This is a genomic window from Gordonibacter sp. An230 (assembly GCF_002159915.1).
In the GTDB taxonomy this organism is placed as follows: Bacteria; Actinomycetota; Coriobacteriia; order Coriobacteriales; family Eggerthellaceae; genus Rubneribacter.
The window spans coordinates 16,574-34,307 of sequence record NZ_NFJP01000004.1; the positions used below are offsets into that span (position 1 = coordinate 16,574).

13 protein-coding genes are annotated in these 17,734 nt (G+C 66.7%); 6 read left to right on the forward strand and 7 right to left on the reverse strand.

Features of this window, described 5'->3' with window-relative positions:
- Positions 1 to 221 precede the first annotated feature (221 nt).
- The 5 genes from B5F40_RS03045 to B5F40_RS03065 all read right to left on the reverse strand — a co-directional run bounded on the left by B5F40_RS03045 (position 222) and on the right by B5F40_RS03065 (position 5,024).
- A complete protein-coding gene (locus B5F40_RS03045; RefSeq protein WP_087192913.1) occupies positions 222 to 2,144 on the reverse strand; it encodes a heavy metal translocating P-type ATPase in 1,923 nt (640 codons plus the stop codon).
- A 124-nt stretch (positions 2,145 to 2,268) separates the two neighbouring features.
- A complete protein-coding gene (locus B5F40_RS03050) occupies positions 2,269 to 2,487 on the reverse strand; it encodes a cation transporter (protein WP_015538806.1) in 219 nt (72 codons plus the stop codon).
- A gap of 99 nt (positions 2,488 to 2,586) precedes the next feature.
- Positions 2,587 to 2,871 carry an ArsR/SmtB family transcription factor gene (locus B5F40_RS03055; protein ID WP_087193040.1) on the reverse strand — a complete coding sequence of 95 codons (285 nt, stop codon included), beginning with the start codon at positions 2,869 to 2,871 and terminating at the stop codon, positions 2,587 to 2,589.
- A 377-nt stretch (positions 2,872 to 3,248) separates the two neighbouring features.
- Positions 3,249 to 3,479 (reverse strand): hypothetical protein, encoded by a 231-nt coding sequence (locus B5F40_RS03060; protein ID WP_087192914.1) that lies wholly within the window; start codon positions 3,477 to 3,479, stop codon positions 3,249 to 3,251.
- 663 nt (positions 3,480 to 4,142) lie between these two features.
- On the reverse strand, positions 4,143 to 5,024 hold the full coding sequence (locus tag B5F40_RS03065; RefSeq protein WP_342395011.1) for an SOS response-associated peptidase family protein: 882 nt from the start codon (positions 5,022 to 5,024) through the stop codon (positions 4,143 to 4,145).
- Between B5F40_RS03065 and B5F40_RS03070 the strand changes: the two genes are divergently transcribed.
- Positions 5,001 to 5,303, forward strand: coding sequence for a metal-sensing transcriptional repressor (locus tag B5F40_RS03070; protein WP_204217313.1), 303 nt, complete (start codon positions 5,001 to 5,003; stop codon positions 5,301 to 5,303). The genes B5F40_RS03065 and B5F40_RS03070 overlap by 24 nt on opposite strands.
- Before the next feature lie 131 nt (positions 5,304 to 5,434).
- Positions 5,435 to 8,056, forward strand: a complete 2,622-nt coding sequence (locus tag B5F40_RS03075) for a heavy metal translocating P-type ATPase (protein ID WP_087192917.1) — start codon at positions 5,435 to 5,437, stop codon at positions 8,054 to 8,056.
- Between the two features lie 323 nt (positions 8,057 to 8,379).
- Here B5F40_RS03075 and B5F40_RS03085 read toward each other — a convergent pair whose 3' ends face one another.
- A complete protein-coding gene (locus B5F40_RS03085; RefSeq protein ID WP_087192919.1) occupies positions 8,380 to 9,510 on the reverse strand; it encodes a pyridoxal phosphate-dependent aminotransferase in 1,131 nt (376 codons plus the stop codon).
- Positions 9,511 to 9,831: 321 nt separating this feature from the next.
- On the opposite strand from B5F40_RS03085, the gene dinB reads away from it, so the two are divergent.
- Entirely contained in the window at positions 9,832 to 11,070 is a 1,239-nt protein-coding gene (gene dinB / locus B5F40_RS03090) for a DNA polymerase IV (RefSeq protein WP_239442896.1), read from the forward strand.
- A gap of 205 nt (positions 11,071 to 11,275) precedes the next feature.
- Here the strand turns inward: dinB and B5F40_RS03095 are convergent, their stop codons facing one another.
- Positions 11,276 to 12,148: a DegV family protein gene (locus B5F40_RS03095; protein WP_087193042.1), complete on the reverse strand. Its 873-nt coding sequence runs from the start codon at positions 12,146 to 12,148 to the stop codon at positions 11,276 to 11,278.
- 1,051 nt (positions 12,149 to 13,199) lie between these two features.
- Between B5F40_RS03095 and ileS the strand changes: the two genes are divergently transcribed.
- From ileS to B5F40_RS03110, 3 genes are read left to right on the forward strand one after another with little or no spacing between them, the layout of a single operon-like run.
- Positions 13,200 to 16,040, forward strand: coding sequence for an isoleucine--tRNA ligase (gene ileS, locus B5F40_RS03100; RefSeq protein ID WP_087192920.1), 2,841 nt, complete (start codon positions 13,200 to 13,202; stop codon positions 16,038 to 16,040).
- A gap of 4 nt (positions 16,041 to 16,044) precedes the next feature.
- A complete protein-coding gene (gene lspA, locus B5F40_RS03105; protein WP_087192921.1) occupies positions 16,045 to 16,656 on the forward strand; it encodes a signal peptidase II in 612 nt (203 codons plus the stop codon).
- The gene (locus B5F40_RS03110; RefSeq protein ID WP_087192922.1) at positions 16,653 to 17,687 is read left to right on the forward strand and encodes an RluA family pseudouridine synthase; all 1,035 of its coding nucleotides are present in this window, start codon (positions 16,653 to 16,655) and stop codon (positions 17,685 to 17,687) included. The genes lspA and B5F40_RS03110 overlap by 4 nt, the downstream gene beginning before the upstream one ends.
- Positions 17,688 to 17,734 lie beyond the last annotated feature (47 nt).

The following is a 17,734-nucleotide window of genomic DNA, read 5'->3' on the forward strand; positions in this document are numbered from 1 at the left end:
GACGTCCTCAGGATTCCGCGTTCGCCTTCTTCGAGCGTCGTCTCTCAAAGCGCCTGCCCTCATGCAGCCTGCACTCTGCCAAGCCTCTGAGAGCTCGCACGTATGCGGAGCTCTCTTCCCGCTTCGGCGCTTCGCTTCCATCTGCGATGAGCGCCTAGGTGCGACTGCGCTCGGCGCGCCGAGCGCAGTCGCACCTAGCTGGGAGGGTCGTCCGATTGCGGCTACTTCTTCACGTTCATCGCCCTCATGGCGTTCAAGATGGCGATCACGGCCACGCCCACGTCGGCGAACACAGCGAGCCACATGTTCGCGATGCCCACCGCCGCCAGGATCAGCACGAGGAACTTCACGCCGAGGGCGAACACGATGTTCTGCCACACGATGCCCATGGTTTTGCGGGCGATGCCGATCGCCCGCGCGATGTTGGACGGCTTGTCGTCCATGAGCACCACGTCGGCCGCCTCGATGGCCGCGTCCGAGCCCATCGCGCCCATGGCGATGCCGATGTCGGCGCGGGTGAGCACTGGGGCGTCGTTGATGCCGTCGCCCACGAAGGCCAGCTTGCCCTTGCCGGTTCCGTGCGCATGCGTCTCCTCGAGCAGCTTCTCCACTTCCGCGACCTTGTCTTGGGGCAGAAGCTGCGTGCGGAACTCGTTGATGCCCAGCTCCTTCGCCACGGCTGCGGCCACGTCGGCGCGGTCGCCCGTCAGCATGACGGTCTTCTTCACGCCGGCCGCGCGCAAGGCGGCGACGGCTTCGGCCGCGTCGGGCTTGATGACGTCGGCGATGACGATGTGGCCGATGTACTCGCCGTCCAGCGACACGTGCAGGATGGTGCCGGTCAGCTCGCAGTCGCGGCAGTCCACGCCGCACGCGCTCATGAGCTTGTCGTTGCCCACGTACACCACGTGCTCGTCGATGCGCGCCCGCACGCCGTGGCCGCTCTGCTCCTGCACGTCGTCGATGCGCTGCTGGTCGATGGGCCCCGAGTAGGCCGCGCGCACCGACAGCGCGATCGGATGGTTCGAGTACGCCTCGGCGTGCGCCGCGATGGACAGCAGCCGGTCGGGGTCGATGCCGGAGGCGGGGTGCACGGCCACCACGTTGAACGAGCCGTCGGTGAGCGTGCCGGTCTTGTCGAACACGACGGTCTCGGCTCGGCTCAGCGTCTCCAGGTAGTTGCTGCCCTTCACGAGGATGCCGAGGCGCGAGGCGCCGCCGATGCCGCCGAAGAACGACAGGGGCACGCTGATGACGAGCGCGCAGGGGCACGACACCACGAGGAAGATCAGCCCGCGCTGCACCCAGTCGGACCAGCCGCCGCCCAGCAGAAGCGGCGGCATGATGGCCAAGAGCGCCGCGATGCCGACGACCGCCGGGGTGTAGTAGCGCGCGAAGCGGGTGATGAAGTTCTCGGTCTTGGCCTTCTTCTCGGCCGCGTTCTCCACGAGCTCGAGGATGCGGCTCACGGTGGACTCGCGATAAGGCTTGGTCACGCGCACGGTGATGAGGCCGCTCATGTTGACGCAGCCCGAGATGATCTCGTCGCCCTCGCGCACCTCGCGCGGCACCGACTCGCCGGTGAGGGCCGCGGTGTCCAGCTGCGAGGAGCCGCGCACCACCACGCCGTCGAGCGGCACGCGCTCGCCGGCTTTGACGACGATCTCGTCGCCCACGGCCACCTCGTAGGGGTCGACCTGCACGAGCCGCCCGTCGCGCTCCACGTTGGCGAAATCGGGCGCGATGTCCATCATGTCGGCGATCGACTTGCGCGATTTGCCCACGGCGTAGCTTTGGAACAGCTCGCCCACCTGGTAGAACAGCATGACGGCCGCGCCTTCGGCCATGTGCGGGTCGCTGTCGGGGAACAGCACCAGCGCGAACGCGCCGATGGTGGCCACGCTCATGAGGAAGTTCTCGTCGAACACCTGGCCGTGGCCGATGTTCTTCGCCGCGCGCAAAAGCACGTCGTAGCCGGCGATGAGGTAGGGGACGAGGAAGAGCGCGAACTCCACCCAGAGCGCGGCTGTCTCGCTTCCGAGCCACGTGGCGAGCGGCATGAGCTCGGCGATCACGTAGACGACGGCGAACAGCGCGATGGCGAGGACGATGCGGTTCCTCGTTCGTTTCTGTTTCTTGTTCATCGATTTCAACTTTCGGTTCGATCGAGGGCGCGGAACGCCGCCGGAGTGTTTCACGTGAAACATCCGTTCGTGAAAAGTGCGGCGAGCGCGCTCGTGCGCAGGCGCCCCCTCGATGGTCGGTGGGTTAACGCAGGATGACGCAATCCGGCTCGATCTTCGAGCAGGCGCGCTGCGCTTCGTCGAGCACGGCGTCGAAACAGTCGTCGTCGGCCTCGATCACGAGCTTCTGCGTCATGAAGCTGACCGTGGCGCTTTTCACGCCGTCGATGCCCTTGATGGCGTTCTCCATCTTCGCGGCGCAATTCGCGCAATCGAGGTCCTGGAGTTTGAAAGCCTTGCGCATGGTTCTTCCTTTCACGTGCGCCGCTGCCGGCGCTCTCCTGTTTTCGTCTTCCGGGCGAGATGTTTCACGTGAAACATCTGTACGTGTCGGTGGCGCTCGTCATTCGCAGATGTGGGTCATGCCCTGGGCCAGCATGGTGTACACGTGGTCGTCCGACAGCGAGTAGATGACGTTCTTGCCGTCGCGCTGGAACTTGACGAGGCGGGCCTGCTTGAGCGTGCGCAGCTGGTGCGACACGGCGCTCTGCGTGGCGCCGATGATGTCGGCTATGTCGGCCACGCACCGCTCCGTGCCCATGAGGGCGTAGAGGATCTTGATGCGCGTCGTGTCGCCGAACACCTTGAACAGGTCGGCCAGGTCGTAGAGCAGTTCCTCGTCGGGCATGGATTCGATCTCGAAGCGCTCGACAATGCTGGCCGGGCAAGCGCACTCGTCTTCGCGCTCGAGTCCTCGGGCTGCGATGTCCGAGCTCGAACCCGATCGGACCATCTCGTCCTTCTCTTCCATAATCACCTCCAAACATATGAACAACTGTTCATAAGTATAGGAGAGGACGACATGTTGTCAAGGGATCCGGGAGATTTCTATTGAAAACAGGGGAAGCCCAGAGAAGGGGAACCGCCGAGGGGTCGGACGAAAGAGGCACGATCCTTCTGAAGACCGCTTCGACTTGCCTTCCCGCAACGTTGCGGTGGCGTTGCGTTCCTCAAAGCGGGGAAGGACCTGGAGCCGAATGGCGCCCAAATCGCCGGAGCGAAGCGCTACGCTCGAAGCCAGCGACTGAGCGCCCGTGATCCGAAGGCCTTGGGCATCGCAACGGTTTCGGCCGCCTTCTGCAGCAGGACCATGAAGGCGATGCCGCAAGGCTTGTCGTCGCCTCCCCGGCGCAGCGCGTCGCGATGGCTGTCGAGCTCGTCAACGTCGGGCTTTCCGTGCTCCACGTGATGCCGGAGATGCCAGCCGGAAGTTGATGCCGGCAGACCGATCTGCACCGTGCGCGTTTTTGCGCATAAGCGACGCGCTCGTGCGCCAGCCTCTGCGCGTCGCGTTATCTGTTTCCATGTCGACGGCTGTCGACGACATGAGGAAAAGACGTCCCTGTCCGACCGGGCGTCGGCCGGATGCGAGCGGCTGTCCTTTTGGCGGGTAGTCTGGTCGGCGTGCGGTTTGACCGCGCGGGCGCATCAAAGGACGCTGAAGCGTAGTGCCGGTCCGATGTCCGACCGGGCGACGCCTAGAGCGCAGGGCGAAACGCGCTCCTCGTCGAGAAATGGAAGGATGCAGGGTCCCATTCGCCTCATGCTGGGGTGCATGCGCGGGCTTCGCGGTCGCATCCCAATGGGCTGGCAGGGTTCGAATCCGGCAAGGGCAACCCTTTGCGGCTCGCATGCTTCTAAGCGCGACGGGCGCACGCGAATCCGACGAAAAGCGGCAGCATGCGAGTTGTCGACGGAGCGTCTTCCGACGGTCATGCTACTTTCCGTCTGCCGAGAAGCGGTTTGGACAGCTAGGGAACCGCAAGATCAGGCCTGCGGCGCTGACGTGCTCCCTGCCCTTGCTTTATCGTGCGCAGATGCTTCGGTCGAAACAACTGCGCACGACATCGAAACGCCTCGAAGCCATAGGCCGTTTCTCGTTCGCCTGAGGCTCGGTCCTCAGCCCGTCGGCTCGGCTTCGAGGGCGGGCGAGTCAAGGTCGAGGAGCGTCGCGAAATCGCCGACGAGCCACAACGCGGCGCCGTCCGCGCTGAGTGCGAGCGGCATGCGGTCGTGCACCGGCGCGACGACCGTGGAAGGCTCGGTCGTCACGAGCGAAAAACGCCCCGCCTCGTGGATGCCCGCCAGAATAAGCGGCGTGCCGTCCGCGCGGGCAAAAGAGTAGAGGCGGCGCATGGGCTTTCCGGTGCGCGGGCTCGGCACCGTCTCGGTCGCATGGGACTCGAAGAAGCTCCAAGCCGGCACGAGGCAGCGACGGCGCTCGAGAGACACACGCCACATGTTCGAGGAGCTGCCGAGAGCCGTCTCTATGCGCGTGTTGAACACGACCCCTTTTTTCCAGGGGACTTGATATCCCCAGGTCATATCCGCGACGGCAAGCTGCGTTCCAAAGCCTGTCGGCACGATGAGCGTTACCACAGACGAAGGGAAAGCATCGTGTCGAGCCGACGGCCTGTACGAAGTCGGCTCAGACAGGCTCGCTTGGAAGTCGTCGAGAGCGTCAAGAGCGCCGAGCCCTTCGCATGCGTCCCCGCGAGCTTCCAGCGCACGCGCGACTTCGGTCGCGACGCGCGCGACCTCGGCTCGGTCGACCGCGACGAAACGTCTGCACACAGCCAGATCCTTCCGACGATCCCTTTGCCTTTGGGCGCTGCATTGTACCATGAGCCCGATTCGCGCGCTGTCGATTTCCCTTTCGTTGATGAACGGTGCTTGACAATGCCCCGAGGGGGCATATACTGCCATTGACGGGAACATGCCCCGAGGGGGCATATGGTATACAGGAGGACGATATCCATGGAACAGCAAGGCTGCTGCCATCGCAAGGAGACGCCGCGCTCGGCTGCGCTGCAAGATGACCTGCAAAAGCGACTCAACCGAGTCATCGGCCAGCTGAACGGCGTGAAGGGCATGATCGAGGACAACCGCTACTGCGGCGACGTCCTCGTGCAGCTCGCAGCCGCCGAAAGCGCCGTGCACCGCATCTCGGAGATCATGCTGCAAGACCACCTGGAAACCTGCGTAGTCGAGCAGATCCAGCGCGGCAACGTCGAGGTGGTCGACGAGGTCATGCAGCTCCTGCGGAAGTTCTCGCGCTGACTGCGCCCTGCGGTGCCGTAAGGCCCGCCCGCGTACAGCGCGGCCCAACAAGGCCCTCGCCCGCACGCGGGCGCGGGCAAAAGCTCCCATCGACGACGCCCGCCCAAGGCGGGGCGCGGAAAGGAACCCTTGTGAAGAGAACGTTCGACATCACGGGCATGACCTGCGCGGCGTGCTCGGCGCGCGTGGAGAAAGCGGCGCGCGGAGTGGACGGCGTGCGGGACGTGGCCGTGAACCTGCTCAAAAACACCATGGAGGTCGATCTTGACGATGTCCCCGGAGCCGTGGACGCTGTCGAGCGCGCTGTGGAAAAAGCGGGCTACGGCGCGTTCGCACGGCCCGAACAGAAAAGTTCGGCATCGACGGGGCGCTCGGTGCAAACGCGTCCTGTGGCCGACGCTGCGGCCGAGGCCAAACGCGTGCGCACGCGCCTTATCGTGTCCGCCGTCTTCACCGTGCCTTTGTTCTACCTGTCCATGGGCCATATGTTCGGCTGGCCTTTGCCGGGCTTCTTCTTGGGCGAGGCGAACGTCATGCCCTTCGCCCTCACGCAGTTCCTGCTGCTTCTGCCCGTGGTCTTCGCGAACTTCAAGTCCTTCCGCGTGGGCTTCAAGACGCTCGCCCACGGCGCGCCGAACATGGACTCGCTCATCGCGCTCGGGTCGGCGGCGTCGACGCTCTACGGCGTCTACGCGCTTTACAAGATAGGCTACGCGCTCGGCGCGGGCGACGTCCATGCCGCGCATACGGCCGCGATGGACCTCTACTTCGAATCGGCCGCCATGATCCTCACGCTCATCACGCTCGGCAAGTACTTCGAGGCGCGCGCGAAGGGCAAGACGACCGATGCCATCGCCAAGCTCATGGACCTCGCCCCCAAGGAGGCGACCCGCCTCGTCGAGGGCCGCGAGGAGCGCATCGGCATCGACGAGGTGCGCGAGGGCGACATCCTCGCGGTGCGTGCCGGCGAGAGCGTGCCGGCGGACGGCACGCTCATCGAGGGCGCGGGAACCGTTGACGAATCGGTGGTGACCGGCGAGAGCGTGCCGGTGGACAAGCGTCCGGGCGACCGGGTGACGGGCGCCACCGTCAACCGCACGGGCTGGTTCGCCATGCGCGCCGACCGCGTGGGGGACGACACGACGCTCGCCGGTATCATCCGCCTCGTCGACGAGGCCACCTCCACCAAAGCCCCGGTGGAGAAGCTCGCCGACCGCATATCGGGCGTGTTCGTACCCGCGGTCATCGCCGTCGCGCTCGTCACGTTCGCCGCATGGACGCTCGGCGCGGGCGCGTCGCTCGAAACGGCGCTCTCGCACGCCGTGAGCGTGCTCGTCATCTCATGTCCGTGCGCGCTCGGGCTGGCCACGCCCACCGCCATCATGGTGGGCACCGGGCGCGGGGCGCAAAGCGGCATCCTCGTGAAATCCGCCGAAGCCCTTGAGACCGCCCACGCCGTGAAGACCGTCGTGCTCGACAAGACGGGGACGGTGACCGAGGGCGCGCCGAGCGTGACCGACGTCGCCGCAGCTCCCGGCGTCGGCGAGGAACGCCTGCTCGAGGCCGCCGTGTCCATCGAAGGGAAGTCCGAGCATCCGCTCGCGCGCGCCGTCGTCGAGCACGCCCGCGCCCGAGGCGCGCACCCGCTCATCGTCGAGGGGTTCTCGCAGGTGCCGGGAGAGGGCGTTGAGGCGCTCGTGGACGACCGGCCCACCATCGCCGGCAACCTGCGCATGATGGAGGCGCGCGGAGTGGATGTGGGCGATCTTGCGCGAAGGGCGCGCCGCTTCGCCGACGAAGGCAAGACGCCGCTGTTCTTCGCGCAAGACGGCCAAGCGCTCGGCGTGATGGCCGTGGCGGACACCGTGAAGCCCACGAGCGCCGCCGCCTTGCGCGAGCTTTCCGCCATGGGCGTGCGCACGGTCATGCTCACCGGCGACAACGAGCGCACCGCCGCCGCCATCCAACGCGAGGTGGGGGCCGACGAGGTGGTGGCCGGTGTGCTTCCCGAAGGCAAGGAGCGCGAGATCCGCCGCCTGGCCGAGAAGGGGGCGGTGGCCATGGTGGGCGACGGCATCAACGACGCGCCCGCCCTCGCCCGCGCCGACGTCGGCATCGCCATCGGCGCGGGCACCGACATCGCCATCGAGAGCGCCGACGTCGTGCTCATGAGAAGCGACCTTATGGACGTGCCTGCCGCCGTCCAGCTTTCGCGCGCCACGATGCGCACCATCAAGCAGAACCTGTTCTGGGCGCTCGTGTACAACGCCGTGTGCATCCCCGTGGCCGCCGGCGCGCTCTCAAGCTGGGGCGTGAACCTGAACCCCATGATCGCCGCGGCGGCCATGAGCTTGAGCTCGGTGTGCGTAGTGGCCAACGCCCTGCGGCTGCGCGGATGGCGTCCCCGCTTCGCGGCGGGCGAGGGCGCCATCCGTCCCGTCGAGGGGCCGCGCTCTGCGGAAAGCGCGCCTCGCGGAGGGGGCGAAGCATCCGACGGAGCGGGAAGGGAAACGGAGAAGGGCGTGAAAACGCCGAAGGGAAAGGAGACGACCATGGAGAAGACCCTGCACGTGGAGGGCATGATGTGCCAGCATTGCGTCGCGCACGTGAAGAAGGCCCTCGAAGAGGTGGACGGCGTCGAAGAGGCGGTCGTGGACCTCGGCGCGGGCACCGCCACCGCGAAGATGAGCCGGGACGTGCCCGAAGAGACCCTTGTCGCCGCCATCGCGGAGGCGGGCTATGCGGTGAAGTGAGCGCGGCGCGTCCTCGTCTTTGACTCGCGGCGGCCAAGACGCACAACGGCTTCGTGAGGCAGGAGCGCGAGGCGCCGCTCGACCAGGAGCGCCTTCCGGAACGCGAAGGCGCTCCTCGCAGAAACGAGCGTTTTTTCTCGGCAAGCTTCGCGCTTCAGACGTCCGCGAGCGACGAGGCGCTCGTGACGTTCGCCCAGGGTGCCACTACGAACGCGTTCGCGGCTCGCAGGGTTCAAACGCGCGACTTCTTCCGGGCGAGAATCGCAAAAGGACGAGCATCGTTGCGGGAAAAGGATCGATGCGCGAGCTCAGAACGGGAATCCTCAGCAGCCTGTCACGATCTCGCGTAACGCGGCGATAAGCTTCTCGTTGTCCTCGCGTGTGCGGACGGCCACGCAGAAATAGCGTCCGTTTGAGAGTCCCGGCGTCCCCTCGAGCTTGCGGATGAGGAAGCCTGCCAGCCGCAGCCGCGCAGCCAGCTCCTCGACGCTGCGAACGCCCAGGGAGAGTTCCGGCCCTTCGTCGAACGAGCACATGACGTAGTTCGCCTCGGCAGGAAAGATATCGATGCCCGGAACGAGGTTCAGCATGCACTGCAGCCAGGGGATCTCGCTATCCAAAAACTCGCGCGTGCGCTCGAGGTGCTCCGCTTCGGACAGGGAGAGCTCGCCAAGAACCTCGGCGAACATGGGCACGCCAGAGCTGTCGTAGAAGCGCGCGATCTGCGCGATGGTGTCGGGATGCGCGATGCAGTAGCTGACGGGGACGCCCGGCATGGCGAACGGCTCGCAGAACGATCTCACGACTACGAGGTTGCGGTGCTCTGACACGAGGCCCGCCATGCTCTCGCCGCCCAATGTCAGCTCGATGGAGCGCTCGTCGACGACCACCCAGTTGCAAGCGTCCAGGTAGGCGCGCAAGGTGGGTTCGGGCAGGAGGCGGCTCGTCGGGTAGCCCGGGTTGGCCAGCACGGCCGCGTCGAAGCGGGCTCCGCAGCGCTCCGCCGCCGTTGGATCGGGGACGACGAATCCGCCAGGACCCGCGATCTCCACGACGCGGTGTCCTGCGTTGCCGGCCGCCAGCGCGTATTCCGCCGGGCCCGGAACGGCCACGCCCACGGTGCAGGGCCGATAGGTCTGCGCGACGGCGCGCACCATGTCGCCCACGGTGGATCCGACGAGAAAGGAGCCGACGGGAAGGCCGAACTTGCGCGCGAGCGCGCCGCGCAGCGCATGCGCCTCGCGATCAGGAGGGTAGTTCAGCTCGCCGGCGGCCAGAGCATCCTTCATGGCGCGTATGAACGACGGGGGAGTGCCGAGAGGGTTCGCAGTTCCCGAGAAATCGATCCAGTTCATTTCCGTGCGGAGCTCGTAAGGCGGCGGGAGCAGCTGCTCCGGCAAGGCGGTCACGCACTCGCGAACTCCGGACTGCGCATGGGTCGGATGCGGCGCCATCGTCTCTCCTTTCGACGGTCCTTCGCGTGCCGCCGACGGGCATGCAGCGCAAGCCCGAGGGACGTTTCAGCCGGCTGTTGTCGTGCGGTCGCGCCCTCCTGCCCCCCGATGGGTCAAGGGATGAATATCCTAGCACAAATCGGCGACGCGCGGGCGCGGCGTGCTAGACTTATGCGCGACATGAGACGGGAATCCCCACATACCGCCAGCAAAGCGCCGGTCGGCCCAGAGGGCGGCTCGGCGCGCGAAGCCGTCGGCGCAGATGTCGCTGCATTCACTGAGCGAGGCGCTCTCCCGCTTCCGCCTTGGGAGGGTCCGGCCATCCTGCTCGTGGATCTCGATGCGTTCTTCGCCTCGGTCGAGCAGCTCGATCATCCCGCTTGGCGCGGCAAGCCCGTCATCGTGGGGGGCGATCCCGACAAGCGCGGGGTTGTGTCGACGGCATCTTACGAGGCGCGCCCTTACGGCGTGCGCAGCGCCATGCCCTCGTCCACCGCATACCGCCTGTGCCCCCACGCCATCTGGACGCGCGGGAGGTTCGACCGTTACCGCGAGATGTCGAACGCCATCATGGACATCCTGCGCGTTGAGACGCCGTACGTGCAGCAGGTGAGCATCGACGAGGCGTTTCTGGATGTGTCGCCCACACCGGTGAACCGCGAGCACCCCGTGCGCGTCGCGCAGCGAGTCCAGCAGCGTATCGAGGAGATGGGCGTCACGTGCTCCATCGGCGTGGGAACGTCGAAGACCATCGCGAAGATCGCCTCGGACATGGACAAGCCGCGCGGACTGACCGTGGTGTATCCGGGAGGAGAGCGGGACTTCCTCGCGCCCCTCCCCGTCCGCACGATGAGCGGCATCGGGGCCGCGGCCGAGGAGAAACTGCGCTCTTGCGGAATCCGCACGCTCGGCGAGCTCGCCGACGCGGACGAGGGCATGCTGTTGCGCGTCTTCGGCAAGAACGGCCATGTCATGCACGTGCGGGCGAACGGCGGAGACGACGCGCCCGTCGCGCAGGACGACTCGGTGAAGTCGGTGTCCAACGAGATGACGTTCGCAGTGGACCTCACCGAGCGCGAAGAGGTTGAGGGCGCCATCGCCACCATAGCGGCGAAGGTGGGGCGTCGCCTGCGCCGCAAGGGCCTGCGCGGCCGCACGATCAGCCTGCGTGTGCGCTACGACGACCGAAGCGTGCGGTCGGTGCAGCGTCAGCTGGCGACGCCCAGCGACGACGAATTCGCCTACACGCCGCTTCTGTACCGCATGATGGACGAGCTGTGGCGACCCGGCATGCCCGTGCGCCTCATCGGCGTGGGGATGACGGGGTTCGAAGACGGCGAGGGTGTGCAGGAGAGCTTGTTCGACCTCGCTGAAGCCGCGCCGAGCGAGGACGACGTGCGGCCGTCCATCCCGGATGCACGCAAGCGCCGCGGCCTCATCGAGGCCACCGACCTCGTGAAGGACAAGTTCGGTGAGTCCGCCGTCCGCTTCGGACGCGAGCTTCGCGGCGAGGAGAACACCACCGGATCCGCCAGCAAGAACCCGGCGGACTACAAATAGCCCCGTCTCACGCGAGGGCGAAGGAGTCAGCGAACCCCCAAAACGCAAAGCGTCCCGAACACGGCAGCAGCGACAGCTGCGAATGCAAGAACCAGAGCCAAGACGAGCCATCGCCCATACATTTCGCCATCCCGGTTCTTCCGTCTGTCGGGAATGTGGATGTCGATCTGGATGTCGGAAACGACATCCAGCACGTTCGGAAGCCCTACCTTTCGCTCGCGAGGAAGAACAGCGCCATCGTGCCGGGGCCGGAGTGGGCGCCGATGACGGGATCCACGTAGTTGATGACGACCTCCTTCACGCCGAAGCGGCTCTTCACCTGCTCGGCCACGTATTCGGCGTCCTCTACGCAGTCCCCGTGGGTGATGAACACCGTCTGCTCGCCGATGGGAGCGCACGCCGTCTTCTCCATGTGATCCACCAGCGCGTTGAGCGACTTCCTACGTCCGCGGACCTTCTCCATCGGGATGAGATGCCCTTCGTCGTCCACGTGCATGACCGGCTTGATGTTGAGCATCGTGCCCGCCCACGCGCTCGTGCGCGACACGCGCCCTCCGCGGAACAGGAACATGAGGTCGTCCACCGTGAACCAATGGGCCAGATGCAGCTTGTTGGCCTCCACCCAGTCGCGCACCTCGTCGATGGACGCGCCCGCGCGCGCCCTCTGCACGGCGTGCCACACGAGCAGCCCCTGCCCACCCGAGGCCGCGAGCGTGTCCACCGCGCGCACCTTGCGGTCAGGGAACTCGGCGGCCAGCTGCTTCGTCAGAAGCTCTACGGCCTCGTAGGTGCCCGACAGCCCGCTGGAAAAGCCGAGGTACAGCACGTCGCGGCTCTGCTCCAAGAGCCCGCGCATGAGGGCCTCGGCCTCGGCGAGATTCGGCAGCGAGGTGGTGATGACCTTGCCCTCGCGCATCATCGTGTAGAACTGCGCCAGATCGGTGTGCTCGCCTTTGAGGTAGCTTTGGTACTGCTCGCCGTCCACCATGAAGGTGAGCGGCAGGATGTGCAGACCGAACTCGTCGATCATCTCCTCTTTGAGGTTGCTGCTGGAATCGGTGACGATTTCGAAGTCCATCGGGGCCTCCCGTGCATTCCCGCGGCCCTCGCCCCACATGCGCGGCCGCGCTTTTCCTTACCGGATGAAATATAGCACACAATGCATGCAGCACGTGCGGCCGTTGTCGACGCGTTCGCCCGCAATGGACCCTTCGCCACGGAGACGCTGGGTTTGTCGCAGACGTTCTGCGATGTCGCTCTGCGGCTCTCAAGCGTTGAAGAGCCTGCCGCGCCCGTGCCGTCCCCGATGCGAGAACCCTCGTTTTGCAAACGCCTGCCGTCTTCGACGTCGCTTTGAACTCTGTCGTTTCCCTTTGCGAGGTCGCCTCCCTGCGAGACGGCGCGGCCCATAGGCCCCTTTTTCTCGTCTTCCCTTCGCCGCGCCTCCGAAAGCTCGAAGCCGTCCGCCAAGCGGGGCTCTCGCCGACAGGGTCGCTCCCCCTGCCTCTCGACCACGTGTCGGATTTTCTCGCAGTCCTTCTCCGCTCGCATCAGAACCGTTGCGGTCGTTTTGCCTTTCCCCGCTTGGGAAACGCCCCTCTTTGCTCTCCGCCCCTTTGCGCAGGCATCGATCCCGCTCTCTCTCGCGGCTCGCACGGAAGCCCCAGCTTTAAAAAACCGAAGAGCACGCCGACGAAGCAAAGACCCGTAACTCGCACGGGAACGCCGAAACCGCCCAGAATGGCAAGTTTTTTCGTTTTTGGGAACGGAAGGGGAGGGAAGTCGTTTTTTCACCTGGGGTTTTCCCGCCGCGATTCGTAAAACGGTCGGACGTGGTCGGGAATTGCTCGCAAAAGCGAAAAAACTTGCACAACCTACCCGTTTTGTCGCGCGCGTTGGAGCAGTCCGGCATCGACGAAACCGCTTCGCGGCGGAGCCTCCTTCCTTTTTTCCGCGCCGGACCCTTTCGCGGCCCCCTGCGGTTTTCTTGCGACGCGTCCGCCGCGGCGGTGGAACAGTGGGCAGTTTTTCCCTATACTGTCCAAGTTTGACGAACGAAGAACCGCCGGCGCCGAAGCGCGGCGGTGTCGGGCGCCAAGGCGTTCAGGCACGAGGAAAGGCACGTCCCAGTGGGCAACACGTACAAGAACACGATGAACCTTCCCAAAACCGACTTCGCGATGCGGGCGAACCTGCCCGAGAACGAGCCGAAGCGGCTGGCGAAGTGGGAGGAAGAGCAGATCTACGAACAGGTGCTCGAGAAGAACAAGGACGGCAAGCCGCACATCCTGCACGACGGCCCGCCCTACGCCAACGGCCCCATCCACATCGGGCACGCCTTCAACAAGATCCTCAAGGACTTCGTGAACAAGTCCTATGCGCAGCGCGGCTACTTCACGCCGTACGTGCCCGGCTGGGACTGCCATGGTCAGCCCATCGAGCACATGGTGGAGAAGACGCTCGGCCCCGAGAAGATGGCGAAGATCGACCAGCCCACGCTGCGCCGGCTCTGCCGCGAGTGGGCCGAGAAGTACGTAGACGTGCAGCGCGAGGGCTTCAAGCGCCTCGGCGTGAACGCCGACTGGGATCATCCCTACCTCACGTTCACCCCCAACTACGAGGCCGGCAACGTCGAGGTGTTCAAGAAGATGTACCTCGACGGCTCGGTGTACCGCGGCCGCAAGCCCATCCACTGGTGCAAGCGCTGCCACACCGCGCTCGCCGAGGCCGAGATCGAGTATTCGGACGAGGAGTCGCCGTCCATCTTCGTGCGCTTCAAGCTGGACGCGATGCCCGGCGTGTTCGAGGCTGCGGGCGCGACCGGCAGCGCCTACGTGCTCATTTGGACCACGACGCCCTGGACGCTGCCGGCCAACACGGCCGTGTCGCTGGCCCCCGACGCCGACTACGTCATGGTGGTCGCCGACGGAGCGAACATGATCTTCGCCCGCGAGCTGGTGGAGCAGGTGGCCGAGATCGCGGGCTGGCAGTCCTACGACCTCGTGCGCGGCGAGAGCGGCGAGCCCGTCGCGCTCAAGGGCCGCGAGCTCACCGGCCTCACCTACACGTGCCCCGTCCGCCAGGACCTCAAGGGCACCGTCATCTACGGCGACCACGTCACGCTCGACTCGGGCACGGGCGCGGTGCACACGGCTCCCGGCCACGGCCAGGACGACTATCTGGTGGCGCTGGAGTTCGACGTGCCGCTGCTCATGCCGGTGGACGACAACGGCGTGCTCACCGACGAGGCCGGCCCCTTCGCGGGCCTCGACGTGGACGAGGCGAACCCGGCCATCATCGCATGGCTGCGCGAGCGCGGCACGCTCGTGGCCGAGAAGAAGATCGTGCACAGCTACCCGCACTGCTGGCGCTGCCACGAGCCGGTCATCTTCCGCGCCACCGACCAGTGGTTCGTGTCGATGGGCAAGAACAGCCTGCGCGAGAACGCGCTGCGCGCCATCGAGAACGACGTGGAATGGATTCCCGCGTGGGCGTCGAATCGCATCGGCTCCATGGTGGCCGACCGTCCCGACTGGTGCATCTCGCGCCAGCGCAGCTGGGGCGTGCCCATCCCCGTGTTCAAGTGCGCCAAGTGCGGCAACACGGTGGCAAACGAGCGGACGTTCGACGCGGTGATCGACCTGTTCTACAAAGAAGGTGCCGACGCGTGGTTTACGCGCGAGCCGTCCGAGTACCTGCCGCGCGGCGTGAAGTGCGAGACCTGCGGCTGCTCCGAGCTCGTCCCCGAGAAGGACATCCTCGACGTGTGGTGGGAGAGCGGCGTGTCGCACACCTCCGTGCTCAGGCATCGCGAGGCCGAGGGGCTGCGCTTCCCAGCCGATATGTACCTGGAGGGCTCAGACCAGCACCGCGGATGGTTCCAGTCGTCGCTCCTCACTAGCATAGGCGCCTACGGCGTGCCGCCGTACAAGTCCGTCATGCACTGCGGCTTCACGGTTGACGAACAGGGACGCAAGATGTCGAAGTCGCTCGGCAACGGCGTGGACCCGGCCGAGGTGGCGAACACCTACGGAGCCGACGTGCTGCGCCTGTGGGTGGCGAGCGTGGACTACTCGCAGGACGTGAGCATCTCCGACGGGATCTTGAAGCAGGTGTCGGACGCCTACCGGCGCTTCCGCAACACGTTCCGCTTCCTGCTGGGCAGCTTGGACGACTTCTCCGACGAGCTGATCGCGAAGTCGTGGGACGACCTCGAGCCCATCGACCGCGCCATGATGGCGAAGACCCACGCGCTGCTCGTCGAGGTCGAAGCCGCCTACGACGCCTGCCGTTTCAACGCGGTGTACCGCGCCGCCTACGACTTCGTGAACGACCTGTCGTCCGTCTACATGGACGTGGCGAAGGACCGCCTGTACTCCGAAGCGCCGGACAGCCCGCGTCGGCGCGCCGTGCAGACGGTGCTCATGAACATCCTCGAGGTGCTCGTGCGCATCCTCGCGCCCGTGCTCTCCTTCACCACCGACGAGGTGTGGGAGCACTACCCCGAGGCCATGCGCGGCAAGCCCGGCCGTCCGAGCAGCGTGCAGCTGGCCGGCTGGCCTTCCCGCACGGACTTCGCACCCGCCCTGCCTGCCGACGTGCAGGCCGAGATCGACGCGTTCGCCCCGGCGCTCGAAGCGCGGGAAGTCGTGACCAAGGCCCTCGAGGACGCGCGCGCCTCGAAGCTGATCAACAAGAGCCAGGAAGCGGCGGTCGTCCTCACGGCGCCCGCCGACCAGCTTGCGACCCTCGAGGCGTTCGGCGCCGACGCGCTCGCCGAGCTGTTCATCGTCTCCGGCGTGGACTTCGCCGAAGGCGAGGAGCTTTCCGCGGCCATCCGCCCCGCCGACGGCGAGAAGTGCCCGCGCTGCTGGAACTTCCGCGCGCTCGGCGGCAACCCGAACCATCCGGACGTCTGCGAACGCTGCGGCGACGCGCTCGACGCCATCGGATTTTCGGAGGAGGGGTAGGCCCTTGGACGAGCAGACGAACGCGCCCGGACGCGACCCTTCCACCGACCTCGACGCCGCAGCGGGTGACCTCGAGCCGCGTTCGAGCCGTCCGGGCCGTGCGCGCTCCGCGATCCTGTTCGTCCTCGTCGCGGCGGCATGGTTCGCCCTCGACGTCGCGACGAAGGGCTGGGTGTCGGGAGGCTGGCAGGAGGGCGACGTCGTCACGGGCCCCATCCTCGGCCTCGTGCGCTTCCACCTCGTGCACAACACGGGCATGGCGTGGGGCATGTTCGGCGATTCGACGTTCGCGCTCGGCGTGCTGTCGCTTGCCGTGTGCGCCGCCGCGACCGCCTACCTCTTCGCGTTCTCGAAGAGGCCCAACGCGCTCGAGACGACAGGCGTCGCGCTCGTGGTGGCGGGAGGGCTCGGCAACGCGCTCGACCGGTTCACGCTCGGCTACGTGGTGGACTTCATCGAGCCCGTGTTCATCGACTTCCCCGTGTTCAACGTGGCCGACATCGGCGTGACGTGCGGGTTCGCGATCTTCCTTGCGGGCATGGCGTTCGCATGGCGCCGTGAGGACCGCGCCCTTGCGGCGGCTCCGACAGACGGCGAAGGGGCCGGCCCCCGATGACGCGCTTGCTCTCCCACACCGTCTGCGCCGACGACGCGGGGCAGCGCCTCGACGCGCTTCTGGCCGCCCGCGGCCTCTACCCGAGCCGCAGCGCTGCCGCGCGCGCCGTGGAGGAGGGCGCCGTGTGCGTGAACGGCGCGACCGTGACGAAGCGGCACGCCGTGTCCGCGGGCGACACGATCGTCTACGAGGCACCCGACGAGCCCGCCCGCGGCCCCGTGGCAGGCCAGCCCATCGATCTGGACGTCCGCTTCGAGGACGAGCACCTCATCGTGCTGTCGAAGCAGGCGGGGCTCGTGTGCCACCCCTCCGCCGACCACTGCGACGGCACGCTCGTGAACGCGCTCGTGCACCGCTGCGGAGCCGACCACCTGTGCAACGTGCAGGGCGAGGACGACCGCCTCGGCATCGTGCACCGCCTCGACCGCGACACGACGGGCCTCATGCTGGCCGCGAAGGACGACGCGACCGGCTACGCCCTCATGGCCGATATCCGCGACCGCGCGGTGGACAGGCGCTACCTCGCGCTCGTGCACGGCGTCGTCGCGCACGACACGGGCATGGTCGACGCCCCCATCGCGCGCAGCGCGCACGACCGCACGCGCATGGCCGTGCGCGACGTCCCCTCGGCCCGCGAGGCCGTCACCACGTTCCGCGTGCTCGAGCGCTTCGAGCACGGCGCGCGCGACGACGGCTACACGCTCGTGGACTGCAAGCTGTTCACGGGGCGCACGCACCAGATCCGCGTCCACATGCAGTACGCGCGCCACCCGCTCGTGGGCGATCCCGTGTACGTCGCGCACGCCCCGAAGGACCCTTCCGCAAGCCTCGGCCTTAAGCGGCAGTTCCTCCACTCGTTCAGGCTCTCCTTCGAGCATCCTCTGACCGGAGAAGAGCTGGACTTCAAGGACGCGCTGCCGTGCGACCTCGCCCAGGTCCTCGAAGGGCTCGCGCCGCGCAGCCTGGGCCGCACCGAGGCGGGGGAGGAGGTCGCCGCCTCGCTCGCAACCGCACCGCGCCCGCTGCTGTGAGCGGTCCCGAAGCCTTTGGCCAAAAGACGGCATCCAACCCGCACCGG